Annotated in this window: 18 protein-coding genes and 1 tRNA gene; 11 read left to right on the top strand and 8 right to left on the bottom strand. The window is 65.3% G+C overall.

Annotation, left to right across the window (positions count from 1 at the left end; translation table 11 throughout):
* Positions 1–147: 147 nt before the first annotated feature.
* From secA to NA2_RS16065, 3 genes are all read left to right on the top strand, one after another.
* Positions 148–2,874 (top strand): preprotein translocase subunit SecA, encoded by a 2,727-nt coding sequence (gene secA, locus NA2_RS16055; RefSeq protein WP_008598081.1) that lies wholly within the window; start codon positions 148–150, stop codon positions 2,872–2,874.
* 200 nt (positions 2,875–3,074) lie between these two features.
* Positions 3,075–4,487 carry a lipopolysaccharide biosynthesis protein gene (locus tag NA2_RS16060; protein ID WP_008598082.1) on the top strand — a complete coding sequence of 471 codons (1,413 nt, stop codon included), beginning with the start codon at positions 3,075–3,077 and terminating at the stop codon, positions 4,485–4,487.
* Positions 4,484–5,758, top strand: coding sequence for a GNAT family N-acetyltransferase (locus tag NA2_RS16065; RefSeq protein WP_008598083.1), 1,275 nt, complete (start codon positions 4,484–4,486; stop codon positions 5,756–5,758). Before NA2_RS16060 ends, NA2_RS16065 begins: the two co-directional genes overlap by 4 nt.
* Positions 5,759–5,774: 16 nt before the next feature.
* Here NA2_RS16065 and NA2_RS16070 read toward each other — a convergent pair whose 3' ends face one another.
* The 4 genes from NA2_RS16070 to NA2_RS16085 form a co-directional block, all read right to left on the bottom strand.
* Positions 5,775–8,771 carry an autotransporter domain-containing protein gene (locus tag NA2_RS16070; RefSeq protein ID WP_008598084.1) on the bottom strand — a complete coding sequence of 999 codons (2,997 nt, stop codon included), beginning with the start codon at positions 8,769–8,771 and terminating at the stop codon, positions 5,775–5,777.
* A 195-nt stretch (positions 8,772–8,966) separates the two neighbouring features.
* Entirely contained in the window at positions 8,967–10,604 is a 1,638-nt protein-coding gene (locus NA2_RS16075) for an AMP-binding protein (protein WP_008598085.1), read from the bottom strand.
* Between the two features lie 132 nt (positions 10,605–10,736).
* Positions 10,737–11,189, bottom strand: a complete 453-nt coding sequence (locus NA2_RS16080; protein WP_008598086.1) for a GNAT family N-acetyltransferase — start codon at positions 11,187–11,189, stop codon at positions 10,737–10,739.
* Between the two features lie 25 nt (positions 11,190–11,214).
* A tRNA-Leu gene (locus NA2_RS16085) sits at positions 11,215–11,299 on the bottom strand.
* A 156-nt stretch (positions 11,300–11,455) separates the two neighbouring features.
* On the opposite strand from NA2_RS16085, the gene NA2_RS16090 reads away from it, so the two are divergent.
* Together NA2_RS16090 and NA2_RS16095 are read left to right on the top strand one after the other, a co-directional pair.
* A complete protein-coding gene (locus tag NA2_RS16090; RefSeq protein ID WP_040678201.1) occupies positions 11,456–12,037 on the top strand; it encodes a YqaA family protein in 582 nt (193 codons plus the stop codon).
* A 9-nt stretch (positions 12,038–12,046) separates the two neighbouring features.
* Positions 12,047–12,556 (top strand): disulfide bond formation protein B, encoded by a 510-nt coding sequence (locus tag NA2_RS16095; RefSeq protein ID WP_008598088.1) that lies wholly within the window; start codon positions 12,047–12,049, stop codon positions 12,554–12,556.
* Positions 12,557–12,654: 98 nt separating this feature from the next.
* Here NA2_RS16095 and NA2_RS16100 read toward each other — a convergent pair whose 3' ends face one another.
* Both NA2_RS16100 and NA2_RS16105 read right to left on the bottom strand, forming a co-directional pair.
* Positions 12,655–13,212: an HNH endonuclease gene (locus NA2_RS16100; RefSeq protein ID WP_008598089.1), complete on the bottom strand. Its 558-nt coding sequence runs from the start codon at positions 13,210–13,212 to the stop codon at positions 12,655–12,657.
* Positions 13,213–13,437: 225 nt separating this feature from the next.
* Positions 13,438–14,082, bottom strand: a complete 645-nt coding sequence (locus tag NA2_RS16105; protein WP_008598090.1) for a DNA-3-methyladenine glycosylase family protein — start codon at positions 14,080–14,082, stop codon at positions 13,438–13,440.
* Between the two features lie 87 nt (positions 14,083–14,169).
* Between NA2_RS16105 and gluQRS the strand changes: the two genes are divergently transcribed.
* The gene (gene gluQRS, locus NA2_RS16110; protein WP_008598091.1) at positions 14,170–15,051 is read left to right on the top strand and encodes a tRNA glutamyl-Q(34) synthetase GluQRS; all 882 of its coding nucleotides are present in this window, start codon (positions 14,170–14,172) and stop codon (positions 15,049–15,051) included.
* On the opposite strand, the gene NA2_RS16115 is transcribed toward gluQRS, so the two are convergent.
* Entirely contained in the window at positions 15,044–15,334 is a 291-nt protein-coding gene (locus tag NA2_RS16115; protein WP_008598092.1) for a hypothetical protein, read from the bottom strand. The genes gluQRS and NA2_RS16115 overlap by 8 nt on opposite strands.
* Before the next feature lie 161 nt (positions 15,335–15,495).
* On the opposite strand from NA2_RS16115, the gene NA2_RS16120 reads away from it, so the two are divergent.
* Positions 15,496–16,398 carry a DMT family transporter gene (locus tag NA2_RS16120; protein ID WP_008598093.1) on the top strand — a complete coding sequence of 301 codons (903 nt, stop codon included), beginning with the start codon at positions 15,496–15,498 and terminating at the stop codon, positions 16,396–16,398.
* Here the strand turns inward: NA2_RS16120 and NA2_RS16125 are convergent.
* Positions 16,365–17,207, bottom strand: coding sequence for a YihY/virulence factor BrkB family protein (locus NA2_RS16125; protein ID WP_008598094.1), 843 nt, complete (start codon positions 17,205–17,207; stop codon positions 16,365–16,367). The genes NA2_RS16120 and NA2_RS16125 overlap by 34 nt on opposite strands.
* Before the next feature lie 110 nt (positions 17,208–17,317).
* On the opposite strand from NA2_RS16125, the gene NA2_RS16130 reads away from it, so the two are divergent.
* From NA2_RS16130 to NA2_RS16145, 4 genes are read left to right on the top strand one after another with little or no spacing between them, the layout of a single operon-like run.
* Positions 17,318–18,163, top strand: a complete 846-nt coding sequence (locus tag NA2_RS16130) for an SDR family oxidoreductase (RefSeq protein WP_008598095.1) — start codon at positions 17,318–17,320, stop codon at positions 18,161–18,163.
* A gap of 33 nt (positions 18,164–18,196) precedes the next feature.
* Complete coding sequence (locus NA2_RS16135; protein WP_008598096.1) at positions 18,197–18,397, top strand: twin transmembrane helix small protein; 201 nt, start codon at positions 18,197–18,199, stop codon at positions 18,395–18,397.
* 7 nt (positions 18,398–18,404) lie between these two features.
* Complete coding sequence (locus NA2_RS16140) at positions 18,405–18,986, top strand: cob(I)yrinic acid a,c-diamide adenosyltransferase (RefSeq protein ID WP_008598097.1); 582 nt, start codon at positions 18,405–18,407, stop codon at positions 18,984–18,986.
* Positions 18,987–19,026: 40 nt separating this feature from the next.
* Entirely contained in the window at positions 19,027–19,794 is a 768-nt protein-coding gene (locus tag NA2_RS16145) for a rhomboid family intramembrane serine protease (protein ID WP_008598098.1), read from the top strand.
* Positions 19,795–19,907 lie beyond the last annotated feature (113 nt).

A 19,907-nucleotide genomic window follows, 5' to 3' on the forward strand; every position in this document is an offset into this window, starting at 1 on the left:
CACTCTTGGCCCCTCTTATCTGTCCAGTGGTCTTGCGTCCAGAACCCATTTCCGGGCGTTATTGTCGTATCACCGCCTCAGCTTAGCATGAGCGGAATCATCCCGGCTCTTGAAGTGCCGCTTGTCAGGAAGTGAAAGGACCACTCGATGGTCAGTCTCGGCGGTCTCGCCCGCAAGGTTTTCGGCTCCTCCAACGATCGCCGCGTCAAGGGCATGCGCCCGCGCGTGGCCGCCATCAACGCGCTCGAGGAGGAGATCAAGGCGCTCTCCGACGACGCCTTGCGCGGACGCACCGAGGAGTTCCGCAAGCAGCTTGCCCACGGTGCGTCCCTCGACGACCTGCTGATCCCGGCCTTCGCGACCGTGCGTGAGGCTTCCCGCCGGGCGCTGGGCATGCGTCCCTTCGACGTGCAGCTCATCGGCGGCATGGTCCTGCATGAAGGCTCCATCGCGGAGATGAAGACCGGCGAAGGCAAGACGCTGGTCGCCACCCTCCCCGTCTATCTGAACGCGCTGACCGGCCGGGGCGTCCACGTCGTCACTGTCAACGACTACCTGGCGCAGCGCGACTCCGCCTGGATGGCGCGCCTCTACGGCTTCCTCGGCCTCACCACCGGCGTCATCGTTCACGGCATGTCCGACGAGGAGCGCCGCGCGGCCTATGCCTGCGACGTGACCTACGGCACCAACAACGAGCTCGGCTTCGACTATCTGCGCGACAACATGAAGTATGAGCGCGACCAGATGGTGCAGCGCGATCATGCCTACGCCATCGTCGACGAGGTGGATTCGATCCTGATCGACGAGGCCCGCACGCCGCTGATCATTTCCGGCCCGCTCGACGACCGCTCGGAGCTCTACACCACCATCGATTCCTTCATCCCGAAGCTGGAAGAGGCCGATTACGAAGTCGACGAGAAGCAGCGCACCGCCACCTTCACCGAGGAAGGCACCGAGAAGATCGAAAACATGCTGCGCGAGGCGAACCTCTTCAAGGGGGATTCGCTCTACGACATCGAGAACGTCGCCATCGTGCACCACCTGAACAACGCTCTGAAAGCGCACCGGCTCTTCCAGCGCGACAAGGATTACATCGTCCGCAATGACGAGATCGTCATCATCGACGAGTTCACCGGCCGCATGATGCCCGGCCGCCGCTTCTCCGAGGGGCTGCACCAGTCCCTCGAAGCCAAGGAACGTGTGTCGATCCAGCCGGAAAACCAGACGCTGGCCTCGATCACCTTCCAGAACTATTTCCGCATGTACGGCAAGCTGGCGGGCATGACCGGCACGGCTTCGACCGAAGCCGAGGAATTCGGCAACATCTACAATCTGGATGTCGTCGAGGTTCCGACCAACCTGCCGATCCAGCGTCTCGACGAGGACGACGAGGTCTATCGCACCGTCGAGGAAAAGTTCCGCGCCATCGTTCGCGAGATCAAGGAAGCCAACGCCAAGAACCAGCCGATCCTGGTCGGAACCACCTCGATCGAGAAATCCGAGTTCCTGGCCGAGCACCTGCGCAAGGAAGGCATCAAGACATTCGAGGTGCTGAACGCACGCCATCACGAGCGCGAGGCGTCCATCGTCGCACAGGCCGGCAAGCCGGGTGCCATCACCATCGCCACTAACATGGCCGGCCGCGGCACCGACATCCAGCTCGGCGGCAACCCCGAAATGCGCATCGCCGACGAACTGGGCGGCATGGAGCCGGGCGCCGAGCGCGAGGCGAAGGAAAAGGCGATCCGCGAGGACGTGCAGCGCCTGAAGGAACAGGCGATCGCCGCCGGCGGTCTCTACGTGCTGGCGACCGAACGCCACGAAAGCCGCCGCATCGACAACCAGCTGCGCGGCCGCTCGGGCCGACAGGGCGATCCGGGGCGCTCGAAGTTCTTCCTGTCGTTGCAGGACGACCTGATGCGCATTTTCGGCTCCGACCGCATGGACGGCATGCTGCAGAAGCTCGGCCTCAAGGAAGACGAGGCGATCGTCCATCCCTGGATCAACAAGGCGCTCGAGAAGGCGCAGAAGAAGGTCGAGGCGCGCAACTTCGACATCCGCAAAAACCTCTTGAAGTTCGACGACGTGATGAACGACCAGCGCAAGGTGGTCTTCGACCAGCGCCTTGAGCTGATGGACGGCGAGAACCTGTCGGAAACGGTTGCCGAGATGCGCCGCGACGTGATCGACGATCTGGTCGAGCGCAGCATCCCCGAACGGGCCTATGCCGAACAGTGGAAGATCGCCGAGCTGAAGGAAGGCGTGCAGACCTCGCTCAATCTCGATCTGCCGATTGAGGAATGGGCGCGCGAGGAAGGCATCGCTGAGGACGATATCCGCGAGCGGATCACCGAGGCGACGGAGGCCGCAGCCAAAGATCGGGCCGAGCGTTTCGGACCGGACATCATGAACTATGTCGAGAAATCGATCCTCCTGCAGACGCTCGATCACCTGTGGCGCGAGCACCTGGTCAATCTCGACCACCTGCGCTCCGTGGTCGGCTTTCGGGGCTACGCCCAGCGCGATCCGCTGAACGAGTACAAGTCCGAAGCCTTCGAGATGTTCCAGGCCATGCTCGGCAATCTACGCCAGGTGGTCACGTCGCAGCTGATGCGCGTCGAGCTGGTCCGCGAGGCGGCCGACGCCCCGCCGCCCGAGGCCCCGCAGATGGAAGCCCATCATGTGGACGGCTTCACCGGCGAGGACGAGTTCGGCGCCGACACGATGACCCTCGCCCGCGCCGAAAACCGGATCGTCGCCGCCGAGGACCGCAATCCCGACGATCCCGCCACCTGGGGCAAGGTCGGGCGCAACGAGGCCTGCCCCTGCGGCTCCGGCAAGAAGTACAAGCACTGCCACGGGGCTTTTGCCTGACGGCGCCGACGCCTTGCGCGCCGGCGGCAACCACGGCGTCCAACCGTTTCTTAAAGACTTTGGGCTAGCGTCCCGCAGCATCAAGCGGCGTCCGCGCGGGAGCACAGCGTTCCCGGCGCGGGCGCTCGCCATGTAGGGGCGCCGGAGTTCCGCGCACACGCGGACGCTTCGCGGCCAGGGTCACGGCGGAGTGTGGTTGCGTGCGCTTTTCGGTTACAACGGCTGGTGAACGCCTCCTTCCGGAGCGGCTTTCGGCGCGTGCGCAACCGGTTCTGGCACGCATAGACTCGCTGATTTCCGCGCGCGACGCACGCGGCGAAGCCGGACGCAACGCACTGATCGCCTTCGCCATCCGCATCCTCAACGCCGCGATCGCCTTCTTCAGCCAGGTCCTGCTCGCCCGATGGATGGGTGAGTTCGAATACGGGATCTTCGTCCTCGTCTGGGTGACGATGATCATTCTGGGCAACATTTCCTGCCTCGGCTTTCACACCTCGGTCATCCGCTTCATTCCCGAATACCGCGCCAAGGGCGAGTTCGATGCCCTGCGCGGCATCAACCTTGCAAGTCGGCTCTTCGTGCTCGGCTCCTCGACGCTGTTCGCGGCCGTCGGCATCGCGGGCCTGTGGTACTTCGCTCCCTCCGTCGAGACCTACTATGTCGTCCCGTTCTATCTCGGCCTGATCTGCCTGCCGATGGCGGCACTGAGCGACCTGATGCAGGGCGTCTCGCGGGCCAATGCCTGGGTCATCTGGGCGCTGCTGCCCACCTATTTCGTGCGGCCGCTGCTGATCCTTCTGTTCATGGCGATCGCGCTTTTCGCCGGCTATCCGGCCGACGCGAAGACGGCGATCATTGCCGCGATCCTCGCCACCTACCTGACGACGCTGCTGCAGTTCGTCAGCGTCACGACACGGGTGGACCGCAAGATGCCGGCCGGCAAGCCGAGCTTCCGCATGCGGGAGTGGACGGCGGTGTCGCTGCCCATCTTCCTCGTCGAGAGCTTCTTCTTCCTGCTCACCAACGCGGATGTCCTGATGGTCGGGCGCTACATGGCGCCGACCGACGTCGCCGTCTACTTCGCCACCGTGAAGACGCTCGCCCTCGTCCATTTCGTCTATTTCGCGGTCAAGGCCGCGGTCGCCCAGCGCTATGCGTCCTTCATGCACGGCGGTGACCATGCCGGGCTGGAAACCTTCGCCCGCGAGACCGTGAGCTGGACCTTCTGGCCTTCGCTGGCCATGGGCGTTGTCGTGCTTCTCGCCGGCAAGCCGATGCTGATGCTGTTCGGCCCGGCCTTCACCGAGGGCTATCCGCTTCTCTTCCTGCTGGTGACGTGCATCGTCGCGCGCTCCGCGGTCGGCCCTGCCGAGAGCCTCCTGACCATGAGCGGCCACCAGAAGATCTGTGCCGCCGTCTACGCGGCGACGCTGGCGATCAATGTCGGACTCAACATGGTCCTGATCCCCCAATACGGCCTGTGGGGGGCAGCGCTGGCGACCGGCGTCGCCATGCTGTTCGAGGCGGCGATCCTGTTCGTCACCGTATGGCGCAAGCTCGGCATCGTCATGCTGATCTTCCTTCCCTTCAAGAAAACCGGGACCGGGTCATGAGCATACCTCCCCTGCTGGAAGAACTGAGCGGCAGCGCGTCCGGCGCGATGATCGACGAGTTCGCCGGTCTGGCGGAGAACGCCGACCGGGCACAGCTTGAGCTGCTGGCAAGCCAGCGGCCGGAGCGCAAGCTCGCCATCTACCCCGCTGCGGCCGGTTTCGACCTGGTAGAGGAACTCGACTATCTGGCGGCGCGCTCCATCGAAGCGAACATCTTCTTCAACCCGCGCTTTCTCGCACCGGCGATGCCGCGCCTTGAAGATCGCGAAGTGCGGCTGGCCGTCATCCGGGACGGCACCGAGATCAAGAGCCGCCTGCGGCTTCTCGTGCCGTTCTCCATTGAGCGCTCGACGCTTCCTTTCAGCACGCCGGTGCTGCGCACCTGGGCCAATCCTTTCGGCCCGCTCGGCACCCCCCTGGTCGATTTCGACGACCCGAGCGGCGTGATCGAGGATTTCTTCGCAATGCTCGCCCGGCCGCACCTGAACCTGCCGAAGGTCTTCGTCCTGCCGGATGTTCGGCTGGACGGCCCCTTCACCGCGATGCTGCGCGCCGTCGCCGAGGCGCGCAACCTGCCGTTCCAGATCACCAACCGGATCGAACGACCGATTCTGCAGAGCCAGGACGACGGCGACACCTATCTCAAGGCGTCCCTGCGCGCCCATCACTATCGCGAGTTCCGCCGCCTCAAGCGCCGCCTCGGCGAAAAGGGCAGGCTGGAATACAGCATCGCCCGCCATCCGGACGAGATCCGCGAGGGGGTCGAGGCTTTCCTCACCCTGGAGGCCGCCGGCTGGAAGGGGCGCGAACGCACCGCCATGGCCATCGACCGCTACCGCGCGGCCTTTGCCCGTGAGGCCGTCCATCGTCTCGCCGAACGCGACCTGTGCCGCGTCCACATGCTGACCCTCGACGGAACCGTGATCGCCTGCCTCATCGTCTTCATCGAGAACGGCACGGCCTACACCTGGAAGACTGCCTATGACGAGACCCTGTCGGCGTTCTCGCCGGGGACGCTGCTGATGATCGAGGTGACCAGGAACCATCTCGAGGACCCGAACATCGTGGTGACCGATTCCTGTGCGGTTCCCGACCACCCCGTCATGAGCCGCCTGTGGAGCGAGCGCCGCCCGCTCGGCACGATCGTCGTCGGGCTAACGCCGGACGCGGACCGTCAGGTGCGCAAGGCGACGGCGCAACTGAGCCTTTACCGTCGCACCCGCAACACGCTTCGGATCCTGCGCAACCGCCTACGGCGCAAACCCGGCTGACCGCGTTCCGGCAGATCTAGAACTGCACGCCCAGTCGGGCGGACAGGCTGTGCTCGCGCATCCGGGCGGCGACAACGCCGTTATAGGTCAGCCGCAGGCTGGCGCGCTCGCCGAAATCGAGATCGGCACCCAGTCCGAGCAGGAGGGCGTTATCGGTGACCCGCGCGCCGGGCACCGAGAATGCCGGACCTCCCGCAGGGTCGGGTACGCCGGGGCGTGCCTCCCCGAAAGCCGAGCGCCAGCCGGCCATCGCACTGAAACGCGCCGGCCGGTCGACGACCACCGTCTCGATCGCGGCTTTCACGCCCAGCGAGGCAAACGTCGTCTCGAACCGCGAAGCGCGGCCGGACAAGGCGGCATCGCCGGCTTCCCGATAGTCGTCGGTCCATAGTCTGGAATGGGCGAGACCCGCGAACGGCTCCACCGAGACATTCTGCGCATCGAACCGGTAGCCCAGTTCACCAAAACCCTGCAGCCCGCGCCCCGCATAGCGCGCCGTAGCGCCGGCTGTGAAGCCAGTGCCGGGCGCTGCCCGTCGATGGGTGACGACGTCGTGCAGGCTGGCGACAAGCCCGCCCCGCAGCAACAATGCTCCCCACCGCGCGCCAGCATAGGCGCCCGCATGGTAGTTCCAGCTCTCAGCCCTGGAACCACGGACCTTGTCCCGGTAGGTTGATCGGCTGAAACCGGCCAGGACGCCGAAGCGCCATTGGTCCGACACCGGCGCGTCGGCACCCATGGCAAAACCGGCCGTCGCGTGTTTCAGGACGCCATCGTCCGCGCCACCGGTCGAGCGCCCCATGGCCCCGAAGGCGTCGCCCCAGAAGACCAGTTTCTCGCTCGACGCCGCCACCGGTTCGATCCCGCCCGGGCCATAGGCCATGAAGGCGGTCTCAGGGTCTCCAACGCCGTCGAATGCCGCGTTCAGGCGCATCATCGTCGCGCTGCGCAGATGTCGGCCTTCCTCGATCATCCCGCTCGTCACATCGGCATGTATCTCGCCGCCCGCACTGTGGACCGACTGCGATGCCGTGGAGGACGACTGCTGGACCACGCCATCGGACCCGCCTTCGACCATGTCTTGAAGAACAGCGGGCTTATCTCCGCCTTCGACCGTGCCGGGAGAACCGTCGTCCTTGCTCTTGAAGGCGAGAACCAGTCCTTTCCCGTAGGTCACGACGGGTTCGAGAGAATCCGGGAGCCCGCTGGTCTCGATCCTGTCGAACTTTCCATAGCTGCTGTTGGCCGTGATGATCGTCATCGGCGCTTTTGCCGGCACGGTCCCCTCCTGGATCCGCACATGCAGGACCCCGCCGAGGATCACCGCATTCTGCAGGACATTGATCTTGTCATGCTCACCACCCGCCACGTCGATCACAAAACTGGCGTTCGGCAGGGCCAAGAGGGTCTTGGTCACAAAGAATTCACCGACCGCATTGCCGGTTGAGGGGCCTGGGTCGAGGGTGCCGGCGAGCGTGACGGTGCCGAACACGGCGCCGGTGCCGCGCAGCGTGGCGCCATGGCTGACGGCCACGGGGGAGGTGATGGTGCCGTCGATGCTCACCGTCCCGCCAAAAACCCTCGTGTCGCCCTTGTAGTAGCTGTTACCCGTCAGGGTCAGGTTGCCCGCGCCACGCTTGACCAACCCTCCCGGTCCCCCGATGTCGCCTTCCCAGAGCGAATCGTACCCGCGCGTATCGACGTCAAAGTCCATGGGGAACCCCTTGGCGCCGAAAGTCTGGGGACCTTGAATGGCGCGCCCGAGATCGAACTTTCCGCGGCCGAAATCGCGCTGCCGGCCGGATTTCTGCGTCGTTGTCAGCGCCAGTTCGATCACCTGCCGCGCGGTCATGTAGGGAAAGGCCTGGCGCAGAACCGCGATACCCCCGGCAACGACCGGCGCCGCCTGCGACGTCCCGCGGCGAACCTTGTACCCGCCGCCCGGCTCCGTGGAGAGGATGGCGGCGTCCTCGGCGGTCTGCTGCGATGTCGGCGCATCGCCTCCCGGCGCTGCGAGGCACCACCGCCAGGCCAGGCCGCAGCCATTGCTGTAGCTCGCCAGATCCCCATTCCGGTCCGTCGCCACGACCGAGATCAGGCTGCCCTCCAGATCCGACCAGTCCAGCCTGGCGACCCGCGGGTCCGCGCGCGAGACGTAGACATACGTGTTGGGGTTCGCGATGTCCTTGGTGGCATCCACGTCCAGGAAGGCATAGATGTTCTTCCGCGTGTTCTCGGGCGTCACCAGAGGCAACAGGCCATGCCCCGAGGGATGGGCCGCCAGAAGAGGCTGGTCCTGGTAATCGTTGCCAGCCGAGAAGACCATCACGATATCCTTGTCGGCCGCCTGCTCCATCGCCGCATAGGCAAGCGGCGCGAGTTGCAGGGGGACGACGGCCGTGTCCAGAATCACGTTGTTGGAACCGTAGGGTTTCGGCGCGTTGAAGCCGATGCTGGCGCTGACATTGACCACATCGACACCGTGCATCCCGGCGTAGCTCAAAAGCGCGTTCATCGTGGTCAGTTCCTTGTCGTTCTTCAACGCCATGATCGTCGCGTCATATGCCACCCCCATCATGCCTCGGCCGTTGCGTGCAGCGCCGATGATCCCGGCGACGTGCGTGCCGTGATGATTGCGGTCGCTCACATCCCGGCTGAAATCGGCAAAGGAATAGGAGAACGGCGACACCCGGCCCTGAAACTCGGGATGCGTGACATCCAGCCCGGTGTCGAGGACCCCGACCACTATGTCCTTGCCGGTATAGCCGCGCGCATAGGCTTCGGCGGCATCGATGTGCTCGAGGAACCAGCTGCTGTGATACTCGTCCGTGAGGAAGTCGAGGGGATTGTCCGATGGCCCCGGAACGTCTCCCATCCCGAACAGGTCGAGCACGCCGGCGACGAAATCGCTCGGCAACGGCTGGAGGGGGTCGGCCAATGGCGCGGGAATGTCCCAGCTGACGCACAGCGCGAAAACCCCGGCGGCGAGCCGGAGGCGAATGGATGTATGCAATGTCTCAGTCCTTGAACTGAAGAAGTGCGGCCAGCGCCGCAGGCAACGCGATGATCAGAGAATCATAAGCGATTGCAGTCACTTCGGGACGGATTCCAGGCGGTCGGGAGCACCGGGAAGGCATGCCGCGCCGGTCGCGACGGCGCGGCCCATCTTCCCGCGCGGTCGCTTCCGACCCGGATGGATCGCAGCCCGCTACTCCGCATCGGCCTCACGCCGTGCCTGATCGCGGAAGATGCGGCGGATGACCTTGCCGGTCGTCGTCAGGGGCATCGATTCGACGAATGCCACCTCGCGCGGATACTCATGCGCGGAAAGCCGGTCGCGGACCCACAGGCGGATCTCCTCCGCCAGCGCGTCGCTGGGTTCCACCCCGGCGCGCAGGACGATGTAGGCCTTGACGATCTCCGTGCGCATCGGATCCGGCTTGCCGACGGCGGCGGCGAGCGCCACCTGCGGATGGCCCGTCAGGCAATCCTCGATCTCGGTCGGGCCGATGCGGTAGCCCGACGAGGTGATCACGTCGTCGTCGCGCCCGACGAAGTGCACATATCCGTCGTCGTCGCGGACGCCCTGGTCGCCGGTCGTCATCCAGTCACCGACGAATTTCTCGCGCGTCGCCTTCTCGTTCTGCCAGTATTGCAGGAACATCACCGGGTCCGGACGCCGGACGGCGATGTCGCCCGCCTCGCCCGTCCTTGCGGGTCGTCCCTCGCCGTCGATCACCGCCACCCGATGCCCCGGCACCGGCAGTCCGATCGCGCCCGGCCGGCCCACGCCGAGCGCATGGCAGGACGACAGGACCAGATTGCACTCGGTCTGGCCGTAGAACTCGTTGATCGCCAGCCCGAGTTCCGCGCGCGCCCATTCGAACGTCTCCCGGCCGAGCGCCTCGCCGCCCGAGCCGACCGTGCGCAGCGAAAGGGCGAAGCGGCGGGGAATGTCGGGCACCGCCTTCAGCATGCGAAGCGCCGTTGGCGGGATGAAGGCATTCCGCACCTTCATCTTCTCCATCAGTCCGAGCGCCGTCTCGGGATCGAACTTTTCGAACCGGCCGGCAACCACCGGCACGCCGAGATAGAGACCCGGCAGCAGCACGTTCAGCAGTCCGCCGGCCCAGGCCCAGTCGGCGGGTGTCCAAAGCAGATCCCTGTCCTGCGGCAGGAATTCGTGGTGGAACTGAACCCCCGGCAGATGACCGAGCAGCACGCGATGGCCGTGCAGGGCGCCCTTCGGAGGGCCGGTGGTGCCGGATGTGAAGATCATCATCGCCGGATCGTCGGGGCCGGTATCCTCCGCCGCGAACTGCCCCGTATGATCGGCGACGAGGCGCCGGAAATCGACCGCGCCCCGATCCGCGCCGTCCACGGACACGGCAAGCTCCAGGGCGGGAAGACGCCCGCGGATCGGCGTCAGCTTCGCCAGCCCCGCCTCATTGGTGATGACGGCCTTCGCGCCGGCGGTGAACAGCCGGTATTCCAGCGCCTCCATGCCGAACAGCAGCGCCAGCGGCACCGCGATCGCGCCGAGCTTGTAGATCGCCGCATGGGCGATCGCGGTTTCGAAGGACTGCGGCAGCAGCAGCGCCACCCGGTCGCCGCGCGCAACGCCGCTCCGTCTCAGGCTGCCGGCCAGCGCGTCCGACTGCGCCGCGAGCGCGCCATAGGTCAGCGTTGCTGCGGCTCCGTCCGCACGATACTCGTAGAGCGCTATCCGCTCCGGCGCCTGCGCCGCCCAGGCGTCAGAAATGGCCGTCCCGATGTTGAAGCGCCGCGGGATGTCCCAGCGGAATCCCTCATAGAGCGCCTGATAAGTCTCACGCCGCTCAAGCATGAATACAGGCCCTCCTCCCGGCACCGGTCAGCATGATCGCAAATCGTTGTAACATACACGCTTGCGGATTGAAGCTGGCGCTATATCGGTGGTACGCGGCTTTCGGCGGCAATGGGCCGCCGGAGCGTCTGGTCAGTCTCGCGTCCAGATAACCGGAAGCAGCCCGTCATCGTCAAGCGCGTCAGCAACCACAAAGCCGGCTTTCTGTGCGCAACCGATGCTGGCCCGATTATCCGGTTCGATGCTCCCACTCAGAACACGGAATGCCGGCGCTTCGGTTTGCAGGAAGTGCCGCAGACTGGCCGTCCCAATGCCCTTGCCGCGCAGATCTGGTTTCACAGCCAAATCTATGAACCCCACCCCGTCATCCTCGCGATCGACCTGAATCGCTGCAATCGCCTGCCCGTCTTCCTGGCACACGATCCAGCATTGCGACTTAGGTCCCTGTATATGGGCGAACCAGGCGTCGGTCGGATAGGAAAGGCGGCGGGACAACTCCCTGTCGCGAAACCATTCCCGCAGAATCGAAAGGTCGTCTGCGCCAAAAGGGCGCAACCACAAACCGGCATCGCCGTTCATCGGCATGTCTGTCATCCACGAAGAAGAGAAATGGTGCCCCTGGCCGGGATCGAACCAGCACTCCTTGCGGAACTCGATTTTGAGTCGAGCGCGTCTACCAATTCCGCCACAGGGGCCCCGCCGAACGGCCGGACAGGCAGCGGACTATACGGTGAAGCCTGTTCCCGTCAACACGTCGCCGCCGCAATTCTCACGGTGGCCTCCTGATTTACAAGCGCCGTTGCGCAGACCGGCGACTGCCGCTAGACAAAAGCCCTCACCGAGGGCACCCCATGCTTCGAAGACTGTACGACTGGACCATGTCGCTCGCCGCGACGCGACACGCGGAGAAGGCGCTTGCCTCGGTCTCCTTCATCGAAAGCTCGTTCTTTCCGATCCCGCCGGACGTGCTGCTCATCCCGATGGTGCTGTCCCAACGGGCGAAATGGCTGCGCTACGCGCTCATCTGCACCCTCAGCTCCGTGCTGGGGGCGCTGCTCGGCTATGTCATCGGCGCTTTTCTCTACGAAACCATCGGCCAGCCGATCCTTGCGTTCTACGGCAAGGAGAACGCCTTCGAGCAGGTGGCCGGCTGGTACAACACCTGGGGCGGCTGGGGCGTGCTGTTCGCCGCGGTGACGCCATTCCCCTACAAGGTGCTGACGATCTTCTCCGGCGCCACCGGGCTGAACCTCATGACCTTCGTCGTCGTGTCGATCATCGGCCGCGGCCTGCGCTTTTTCCTGGTCTCCTGGCTCCTCTACCATTTCGGACCGCCGATCCGCATCTTCATCGAGAAGAATCTCGGCCTTCTTTTCACCCTTTTCATGGTTTTGCTGATCGGCGGCTTCGTCGCCATTCGCTTTGTTTTCTAGAGGTTTTTCATGTCCCTGAGCGCGCCGACCGGCAAGACCCAGACTTTTGGCGCAGCACTCCTTGCCCTCGGCATGGCGGCGACCGTCGGCACCGCGCTCGGCTTCGAGCATATCGGCGGCTACCTGCCCTGCCTGCTGTGCATCGAGCAGCGCACGCCCTATTACATCGGCGCACCGCTGATGCTGCTGGCCTTCCTCGCCTCCTGGCTGAAGGCGCCCCCGGTCGTCACGCGCGGGCTGCTGGCCGTCGGCGGCGCACTGATGCTCTACGGGATGGGGCTCGGCGCCTATCATGCCGGCGTCGAATGGGGCTGGTGGGAGGGCCCGGCCGATTGCGGCGTCGCCGTCATGCCCAGCAGCAGGGCCGGCGGCAACCTGCTCGATCAGCTCAACGCCGTGATACCGCCGTCCTGCAGCCAGGCGGCCGGACGCTTCCTTGGCCTCTCCTTCGCCGGCTGGAACGTGCTGGCAAGCGCGTTGTGGGCGGCCATCGCCCTGCGCGCCGCGTTCCGGCGCTGAAGCCTTTTGCAATCAGGTGGAATCACCTGACGTCCGCAGAAACGCGTAAAAACAGGAGAATTGATCCATTCCGCGTTTCAGTGAAACGTTGAAGGGGTCTAGGGTTCCAATTCGACGTCCCAGTAGAGATAGTCCATCCAGCTCTCATGGAGATGGTTGGGCGGGAAAAGCCTGCCGTTATTGTGCAGATCGTGCACGGTCGGCCGAAACGGCTTCTGCTGCGGCCACATCTTTGCGCGCGCCGGCATCAGTCCGCCCTTCTTGAGATTGCAGGGCGAGCAGGCGGCCACGACATTCTCCCAGGAAGTAACCCCGCCGGAGCGGCGGGGGATCACATGGTCGAATGTCAGGTCCTCGCGCGTACCGCAATACTGGCATTGGAACCTGTCGCGCAGGAAGACATTGAATCGCGTGAAGGCGGGATAGCGCGACGGCTTCACATAGGTTTTCAGGCAGATGACGCTCGGCAGCCGCATCGAGAACGAGGGCGAGGAGACCTGGTGTTCGTACTCGGCGACAATATTCACCCGGTCGAGGAAGACCGCCTTGATGGCGTCCTGCCACGACCACAACGACAGCGGGTAATAACTCAGCGGCCGGTAGTCCGCATTCAGCACCAGAGCGGGCATGCCGTCCGGCGAAGCAGCGATCGTCACGTCCCAGGAGCTCCTTCACTGGCCCAGCGCAGGCAGTGCCCGAAGGCCGTGCACACGCTATTCCGTTGTTCTCCACACCGCGCAGGGGCAGATCGTTCCGCTTGCCTGCCAGATGCTCAAGTCGTTCGATGCGGATACTGTAAGCCCGCGGTGACAGGAATGTGAAGCGGATATTTTGCTTTGTGACGGGCTAAACACCGGGATTTTCGCAGCTTTTTCGCCCCGTCAGGCCAGCGGAGCGGCCTCCCGCCCCTTCATCTCGCGATAATAGGCCCAGAACAGCCGCGCCGCGACCGCCCGGAACGGCGTCCATGATTCGGCCATCGCGGCAAGCGCCCGCGCGTCGGGACGCGCGTCGAGCGCGAAGGCGTGGGCGACGGCGGCCTGCAGCGCCACGTCGCGCGCGGGAAACACGTCCGGGTGCCCGGCGGAAACCAGCAGATACACCTCCGCGGTCCAAGGGCCGATGCCCGGGATCACCGTCATGCGGCTGACGGCGTCATCGGCCTCCAGCATGCACAGCGCCTCCAGATCGAGGATGCCGGCGCCGGCGGCCTCGGCCACTGCCGTCAGCGCCCGCTGCTTCGCCCGCGACAGGCCGGCGGCGATCAGCGGCGCTTCCCCAGCCGAGAGCACCGTCTCCGGCGTCAGGGGTGTCAGGGAGGCCGTCAGCCGGCCGAAGATCGCGTCGGCGCTGGCCCGCGAGACCTGCTGCGAGACGATCACCGAAGCAAGGCTGGCAAAGCCCGGCTGCGTCCGCCGCAACGGCACGTCGCCGGCAAACGCCCTGACCGCCACCAGCCGCGGATCAGCCGCGACAAGGGCGTCCAGGCCTGCCGTGATGTGGTCGTCGGTGTCGATGCGCTGCATGGAAGAACGCGTCCCATTCTTGCTGTCGGCGGGGGAAATCCGTAGCAATCGTCCCATGCCGACCGCAACCCGATTCGCCGAACACTCATGACAAAGCCGGTCTTTCGCTTCGCTCCGAGCCCGAATGGCGAGCTGCATCTCGGCCATGCCTATTCGGCGCTGGTCAACTGGGGCATGGCGAACGCCGCCGGCGGCCGCTTCCTGCTGCGCATTGAGGACATCGACACCACGCGCTGCACGCCGGAGCTGGAACGGAGCATCTACCGCGATCTCGCCTGGCTGGGACTGGAATGGGAAGAGCCCGTGCGCCGCCAGTCCGACCATTTTGACGACTACCGCGACGCGCTCGAGCGCCTCATTGATGCGGATCTGGTCTATCCCGCCTTCATGAGCCGTGGCGAGGTACGGGCGCGGATTGCGGACGAAGAGGCGGCGGGTCGCTCCTGGCCCCGCGACCCGGACGGCACGCCGCACTATCCCGGCGACGACAGGCATCTGACGGAAGCGGAACGGCGAAGCCGCATCGCCGGAGGAGCGCCGTTCGCCTGGCGGCTCGACATGCGGCGCGCCATGGCGCATGCGGGCGCCCCTCCGCGCTGGGACGAAACGGGTCTGGGACCGAAGGAAGAAACCGGTGTGGTCGCGGCCGCACCGGAAGCCTGGGGAGACGTGGTGATTGCCCGCAAGGAGATGCCGGCGAGCTATCACCTGTCGGTCACGGTGGACGATGCGCTTCAGGGCGTGACCCATGTGGTGCGCGGACGCGACCTGTTCTACGCCACCGCCGTTCACCGCCTGCTGCAGGAGCTGCTGGGCCTCGCGGCGCCCTGCTACCATCATCACGAGCTGATCGTCGATGCCGACGGCCACAAGCTTTCCAAGAGCCGCGGCGACACCAGTCTGGCGGCCCTGCGCGCCGGCGGCATGACGCCGGCCGACATAACCCGCCTGATCGGGCTGGCTAGATGACGCGCCTCAGAATGGCCTTGACGAAGGTCATCACCAGCAGCGTCGCAAAGGCCCCGCCGAGACCGGCGAACGCGCCCTCCGTGAGGCTTGCGAAGCGGATGCCCTGGCCGTTCGCCAGATAGATCGTCGCGAAGAACGCAATGGTGATGATGCCCGCATTGCCCATTGCACCGAAACCGTCCTCGCGCATGACGGAATCCAGCGCCAGCGACAGCAGATAGGACAGGATCGTCACCGCCGCGACGGCGAACAGAAGCCAGCTCGTGTCCAGTTTCATCAGCATGCGCGCACTCCCGGCCGGTTCAGGCGATGACTTGCGCCTGGCGGCACCAAAGTTCAGGGCAATTGATGATAGCGTGGAAATGTTTCGCTTTTCTTGCCGTTGCAGAGCGGGTACAGCGCTCACCGTATCCCCTCTTTCCAAGAATTCCGACGGCCAGTCCGATGCTGAACTCCACCCGGGTCATCCCTGCCCTTTTCGTCGTCCTCTGGGCGACCGGCTTCATCGGCGCGCGCTATGCGATGCCCTGGGCTGAACCCTTCACCTTCCTGTGGGTGCGTTTCGCGCTGTCCTTCGCGCTGCTCCTCGTCCTGGTGCCGATCCTCGGCGCGAAGCCGATCGGCCGGCGCAACGCCATGCATGCGAGCATTGCCGGCGTCCTGATGCATACGCTGTATCTCGGCGGCGTCTTCTGGGCGGTGAAGCACGGCCTGCCGGCAGGCTTCGCCGGCCTCATCGTCGGGTTGCAACCCATGCTGACGGCGGTCATGGCCGGCGCGTTCATCGGCGAGACGGTCACCCGCAAGCACTGGTTCGGCCTGGTCGTCGGCCTGGTCGGCGTCGCCATCGTGCTCTCCCCGAAGTTCAACCAGATCAGCGGCGGCGTGACCATGGCGACCGTCGGCGCGGCGACCTTCGCCGTCATCGCCATGAGCGCCGGCACCGTCTGGCAGAAGCATTTCGTCTCGCGCGCCGACCTCGTGACAGTCACGCTTTACCAGTATGCCGGCGGCTGGCTCGTCGCCTTCTGCGCCTCCCTGGCGTTCGAAAACCAGGAGTTCACCATCAACGGCGAGCTGGTCTTCGCCATGGCCTGGCTGGTGCTCGTCCTGTCGCTGGGCGCCATCTTCCTGCTGATGATTCTCATCCGGGAGGGCGAGGTCGCCAAGGTTGCCTCGCTGTTCTATCTCGTGCCCGCCGTGACCGCGCTGCTGGCCTGGCTTCTCTTTGGCGAGACCCTGAACCTCGTGCAGCTCGCCGGCATGGCGATCACCACCTTCGGCGTCGCGCTGGCGACCAGAAAGCCGCCGGATCAGGCTTCGGCGACCGCGTCAGCCTCCCGGTAGCGCTTGATCGAGGCGTTCATCTCGCCGCCGAGGATGAACACCGCCGACAGGATGTACAGGAACACCACCGCGATCATGATCGAGGCCAGTCCCGCATAGGTGCTGGCATAGTTGCTGAAGCGCCCCAGATAGGCCGCGAAGAGGCTCGACCCGGCAAACGACCCGAACAGGGTGAACGCAACGCCGGGCAGCACGTCCCAGAGGCTGCGCCTTCCGGCCGGCAGCCACAGATGCACCGCGATCAGCGCCAGCACCAGCACGGTCAGGGCGATGACATAGCGCCAGAAGGTGATCGTGCCGACATAGGGCGCGATCCACTCCAGATTGTTGGCCGCGATGCTGAGCGCGATCGGCGCCACCACGAGCAGCAGGCTGATCGCCAGGAACCCCATCGTCGCCACGAGAACGAACACCAGGCTCTGCGCTCTGAGCCGGAAAATCGAGCGTTGTTCGGTGACCCGGTAGGCGCGGTTGAGCGACAGGCGCAGCGCCTCGACGCCGTTCGAGGCGAACACGCCGGCCAGCACCACGCCGAAGGTGAGCAGACCGCCCCGCCGGACCCCGAGGACATTGTGCACCTCGTTGGCGATCGGCTCAGCCACCTCCTTCGGCCAGGTGTCGAAGATCAGGTCGATCGCCTGCTGCGAGAAGGCATCGGCACCCAGGAAGCTCGCCAGAGCGGTTGCGAAGATGAGGAAGGGAAACAGCGCCATCAGCGCGGAGATCGCCACATGGCTGGACATCGCCCAGCCGTCATCCGTGTTGAAATGGCCGAACGCGTCGCCCAGGACGCGTCTCGCGGCCCTCAATCCGTGCACGGCGTCACCTCCTGCTTCATTCCTCACACGCCTTCTTATTGTCTCGTCCCCGCCAATATGTGAAACCGTTCCGCTTATACACAAGGGGAGCGATTGTTTTCTTGGCCGAGCGACAGACCCACGACCGCACCATTCTCCTGACCGGAGCGTCCTCGGGCATCGGCGCCCATTGCGCCCGCGCCCTGCGCCGCGACGGCTGGCGCGTCTTCGCAACGGCGCGCACCGAACGGGATCTCGCCTCTCTGGAAGCGGATGGCATCGAGGCGCTCTACCTCGATTATGCCGAGCCCGCCTCCATCGCCGCCCTCGCCGACGAGGTCCTGCAGCGCACCGGCGGCACGCTCGACGCCTTGTTCAACAACGGTGCCTACGCCCAGGCGGGGGCGGTCGAGGATCTGCCGGTCGAGGCCCTGCGTCATCAGTTCGAGGTCAACGTCTTCGGCTGGCACGATCTGACCCGGCGCATCGTTCCCGCCATGCGGGCGCAGGGACACGGCCGGATCGTCCATTGCTCCTCCATTCTCGGCCTCGTGCCGATCCGGTTTCGCGGCGCCTATGCCGCTTCGAAACACGCCATCGAGGGCCTGATGCTGTGCCAGCGCGCCGAACTGCAGGGCTCCGGCATCCATGTCTCGCTGATCGAACCCGGTCCGATCGCCTCGAAGATCGCCAGCAACGGCCTGCCCTGGTTCGAGCGCTACATCGACCACGAGAATTCGGTGCATCGCGAAGCCTACCGGGCGCAGCTCGCACGGCTGCGGCAGGGCGGCGTGAAGTCGCGTTTCAAGCTCGGCCCGGAAGCCGTATACGCCAGGCTGCGCCACGCGCTTGTTTCGCCTGCGCCGCGCCCGCACTATGTGGTGACCACGCCGGCGCGCATCGGTGTCGCATTGAAACGCCTCCTGCCGGCGCGCATGCTGTACCGCTTCCTGTCCGACAAGGGCTGACCCGAACAAAGAAAGCCGCCAAAGAAAACCGTCATGGAAACACTCTTCAACATCCTCGCGATCCTGGTCATGATGGCGGTCGTCATCGTGCTGATCCGCGGCCTCATCAACATGATGCGCGGCGGCTCCGCCAACACGTCCAACAAGTTGATGCAGGCGCGCGTCATCCTGCAGGCGGTCGCGATCGTCTTCATCGTCCTCGCCATGTACTATGCCAAGTCGCGCGGCGGCTGAGGGTTCCATGGTCAAGCTCAACAAGATCTACACCCGCACCGGCGACAGGGGCACCACCGGCCTCGGCACGCGGGAGCGGCGCCTGAAGAGCGACCTGCGCATCGCCGCCTTCGGGACCGTCGACGAAGCCAATGCCTGCATCGGCATGGCACGCCTCCACACCGCCCGCGACAATCCCGGGATCGACGCGATGCTGGCAGCGATCCAGAACGACCTGTTCGATCTGGGCGCCGACCTGGCGACGCTGGAAACGGACGAGAAGCCCGAATACGAGCCGCTGCGCATCGTCCAGAGCCAGGTCGACCGGCTCGAACGCGACATCGATGCCCTGAACGAACACCTCGCGCCCCTGCGCTCTTTCGTGCTTCCGGGCGGGACGCCGGCCGCCGCCGCGCTGCATCTCGCCCGAACCGTTGCGCGCCGCGCCGAGCGGCTGATGGTGGAACTGAAGGAGAAGCCGGGCGAAGTGGTCGGCGGCGAGGCGCTTCGCTACATCAACCGCGTCTCGGACTTCCTCTTCGTCGCCTCCCGCGCCGTCAATGACAATGGCGCGCGGGACGTGCTATGGGTTCCCGGACAGAACCGATAGGATTCGCGGACCGCTATCGGGGTCCGAAACGAGGGCTCCGATGTTCATACCGCTGCACGACGCCAACAGCCTGCGGCACATCAAGCGGCAATATGTGACACTGGCGCTGATCGCGCTCAACGTGATCATGTATCTGGCGACCGTCGTTGCCGGCGAGGACCTCGCCTTCGCCGCGGCCCTGGGGCTTGGCTATATCCCGTCCGTTTCGCACGATCTGGCGGTGCTCCCCCCGGAACTGGACTGGGTGCCCGAGCCCTTCACCTACATCACCTATTCCTTCCTGCATGGCGACCTGCTCCATCTCGGCGGCAACATGCTGTTCCTCTGGGTGTTCGGCGACAATGTCGAGGACGCGCTCGGCCACTTCCGCTATCTGGTCTTCTATCTCGCCTGCGCCGTTGCCGGCGCCTATCTGCACGGTTTCATCGAGCCGGCTTCCAGCTCTCCCCTGATCGGCGCCTCGGGCGCGATCGCCGGCATCGTCGCCGCCTATCTGATCCTGCATCCCCGCGTCAAAGTCTGGGTTCTGGCCTTCGCCCGCATCCCGCTGCGCATTCCCGCCTTCGTGGCTCTGGCCTTCTGGATCGGTTTCCAGTTCCTGATGCTCTTCGTCGATACCGAAAATCAGGTCTCCTGGGCGGCCCATGCGGGAGGCATCCTCGCCGGCGCCGTTCTGGTCCTCATCCTGCGGCGGCGCGACGTGCCGCTGCTCGACCGCCGCCTCCAGACCCCGGAGGCTGTCGAGCTCGAAAAGCCCAACATGGCGAAGCCCATGGAAGGCAGCCAGCCCCGCTGGGGCAGGCAATAGGCATCCACATATTGACCTGAACGTTGGGCCTCTCTACGGTCCCGCCAACTCCGGCGGCAAGCCGCGTCGAGAGAGGGGGCTGGCAACGCCCCGCTCATGTCGGCACCAGGCCT

This window comes from Nitratireductor pacificus pht-3B (genome assembly GCF_000300335.1).
Classification (GTDB): domain Bacteria; phylum Pseudomonadota; class Alphaproteobacteria; order Rhizobiales; family Rhizobiaceae; genus Nitratireductor; species Nitratireductor pacificus.

Excerpts from the sequence above, each read along its gene's own strand:
- secA (WP_008598081.1), top strand. The coding sequence starts at position 148 with ATGGTCAGTCTCGGCGGTCTCGCCCGCAAGGTTTTCGGCTCCTCCAAC.
- NA2_RS16065 (WP_008598083.1), top strand. The coding sequence starts at position 4,484 with ATGAGCATACCTCCCCTGCTGGAAGAACTGAGCGGCAGCGCGTCCGGC.
- NA2_RS16075 (WP_008598085.1), bottom strand. The coding sequence starts at position 10,604 with ATGCTTGAGCGGCGTGAGACTTATCAGGCGCTCTATGAGGGATTCCGC.
- NA2_RS16080 (WP_008598086.1), bottom strand. The coding sequence starts at position 11,189 with ATGCCGATGAACGGCGATGCCGGTTTGTGGTTGCGCCCTTTTGGCGCA.
- NA2_RS16090 (WP_040678201.1), top strand. The coding sequence starts at position 11,456 with ATGCTTCGAAGACTGTACGACTGGACCATGTCGCTCGCCGCGACGCGA.
- NA2_RS16095 (WP_008598088.1), top strand. The coding sequence starts at position 12,047 with ATGTCCCTGAGCGCGCCGACCGGCAAGACCCAGACTTTTGGCGCAGCA.
- NA2_RS16105 (WP_008598090.1), bottom strand. The coding sequence starts at position 14,082 with ATGCAGCGCATCGACACCGACGACCACATCACGGCAGGCCTGGACGCC.
- gluQRS (WP_008598091.1), top strand. The coding sequence starts at position 14,170 with ATGACAAAGCCGGTCTTTCGCTTCGCTCCGAGCCCGAATGGCGAGCTG.
- NA2_RS16115 (WP_008598092.1), bottom strand. The coding sequence starts at position 15,334 with ATGCTGATGAAACTGGACACGAGCTGGCTTCTGTTCGCCGTCGCGGCG.
- NA2_RS16120 (WP_008598093.1), top strand. The coding sequence starts at position 15,496 with ATGCTGAACTCCACCCGGGTCATCCCTGCCCTTTTCGTCGTCCTCTGG.
- NA2_RS16135 (WP_008598096.1), top strand. The coding sequence starts at position 18,197 with ATGGAAACACTCTTCAACATCCTCGCGATCCTGGTCATGATGGCGGTC.
- NA2_RS16140 (WP_008598097.1), top strand. The coding sequence starts at position 18,405 with ATGGTCAAGCTCAACAAGATCTACACCCGCACCGGCGACAGGGGCACC.
- NA2_RS16145 (WP_008598098.1), top strand. The coding sequence starts at position 19,027 with ATGTTCATACCGCTGCACGACGCCAACAGCCTGCGGCACATCAAGCGG.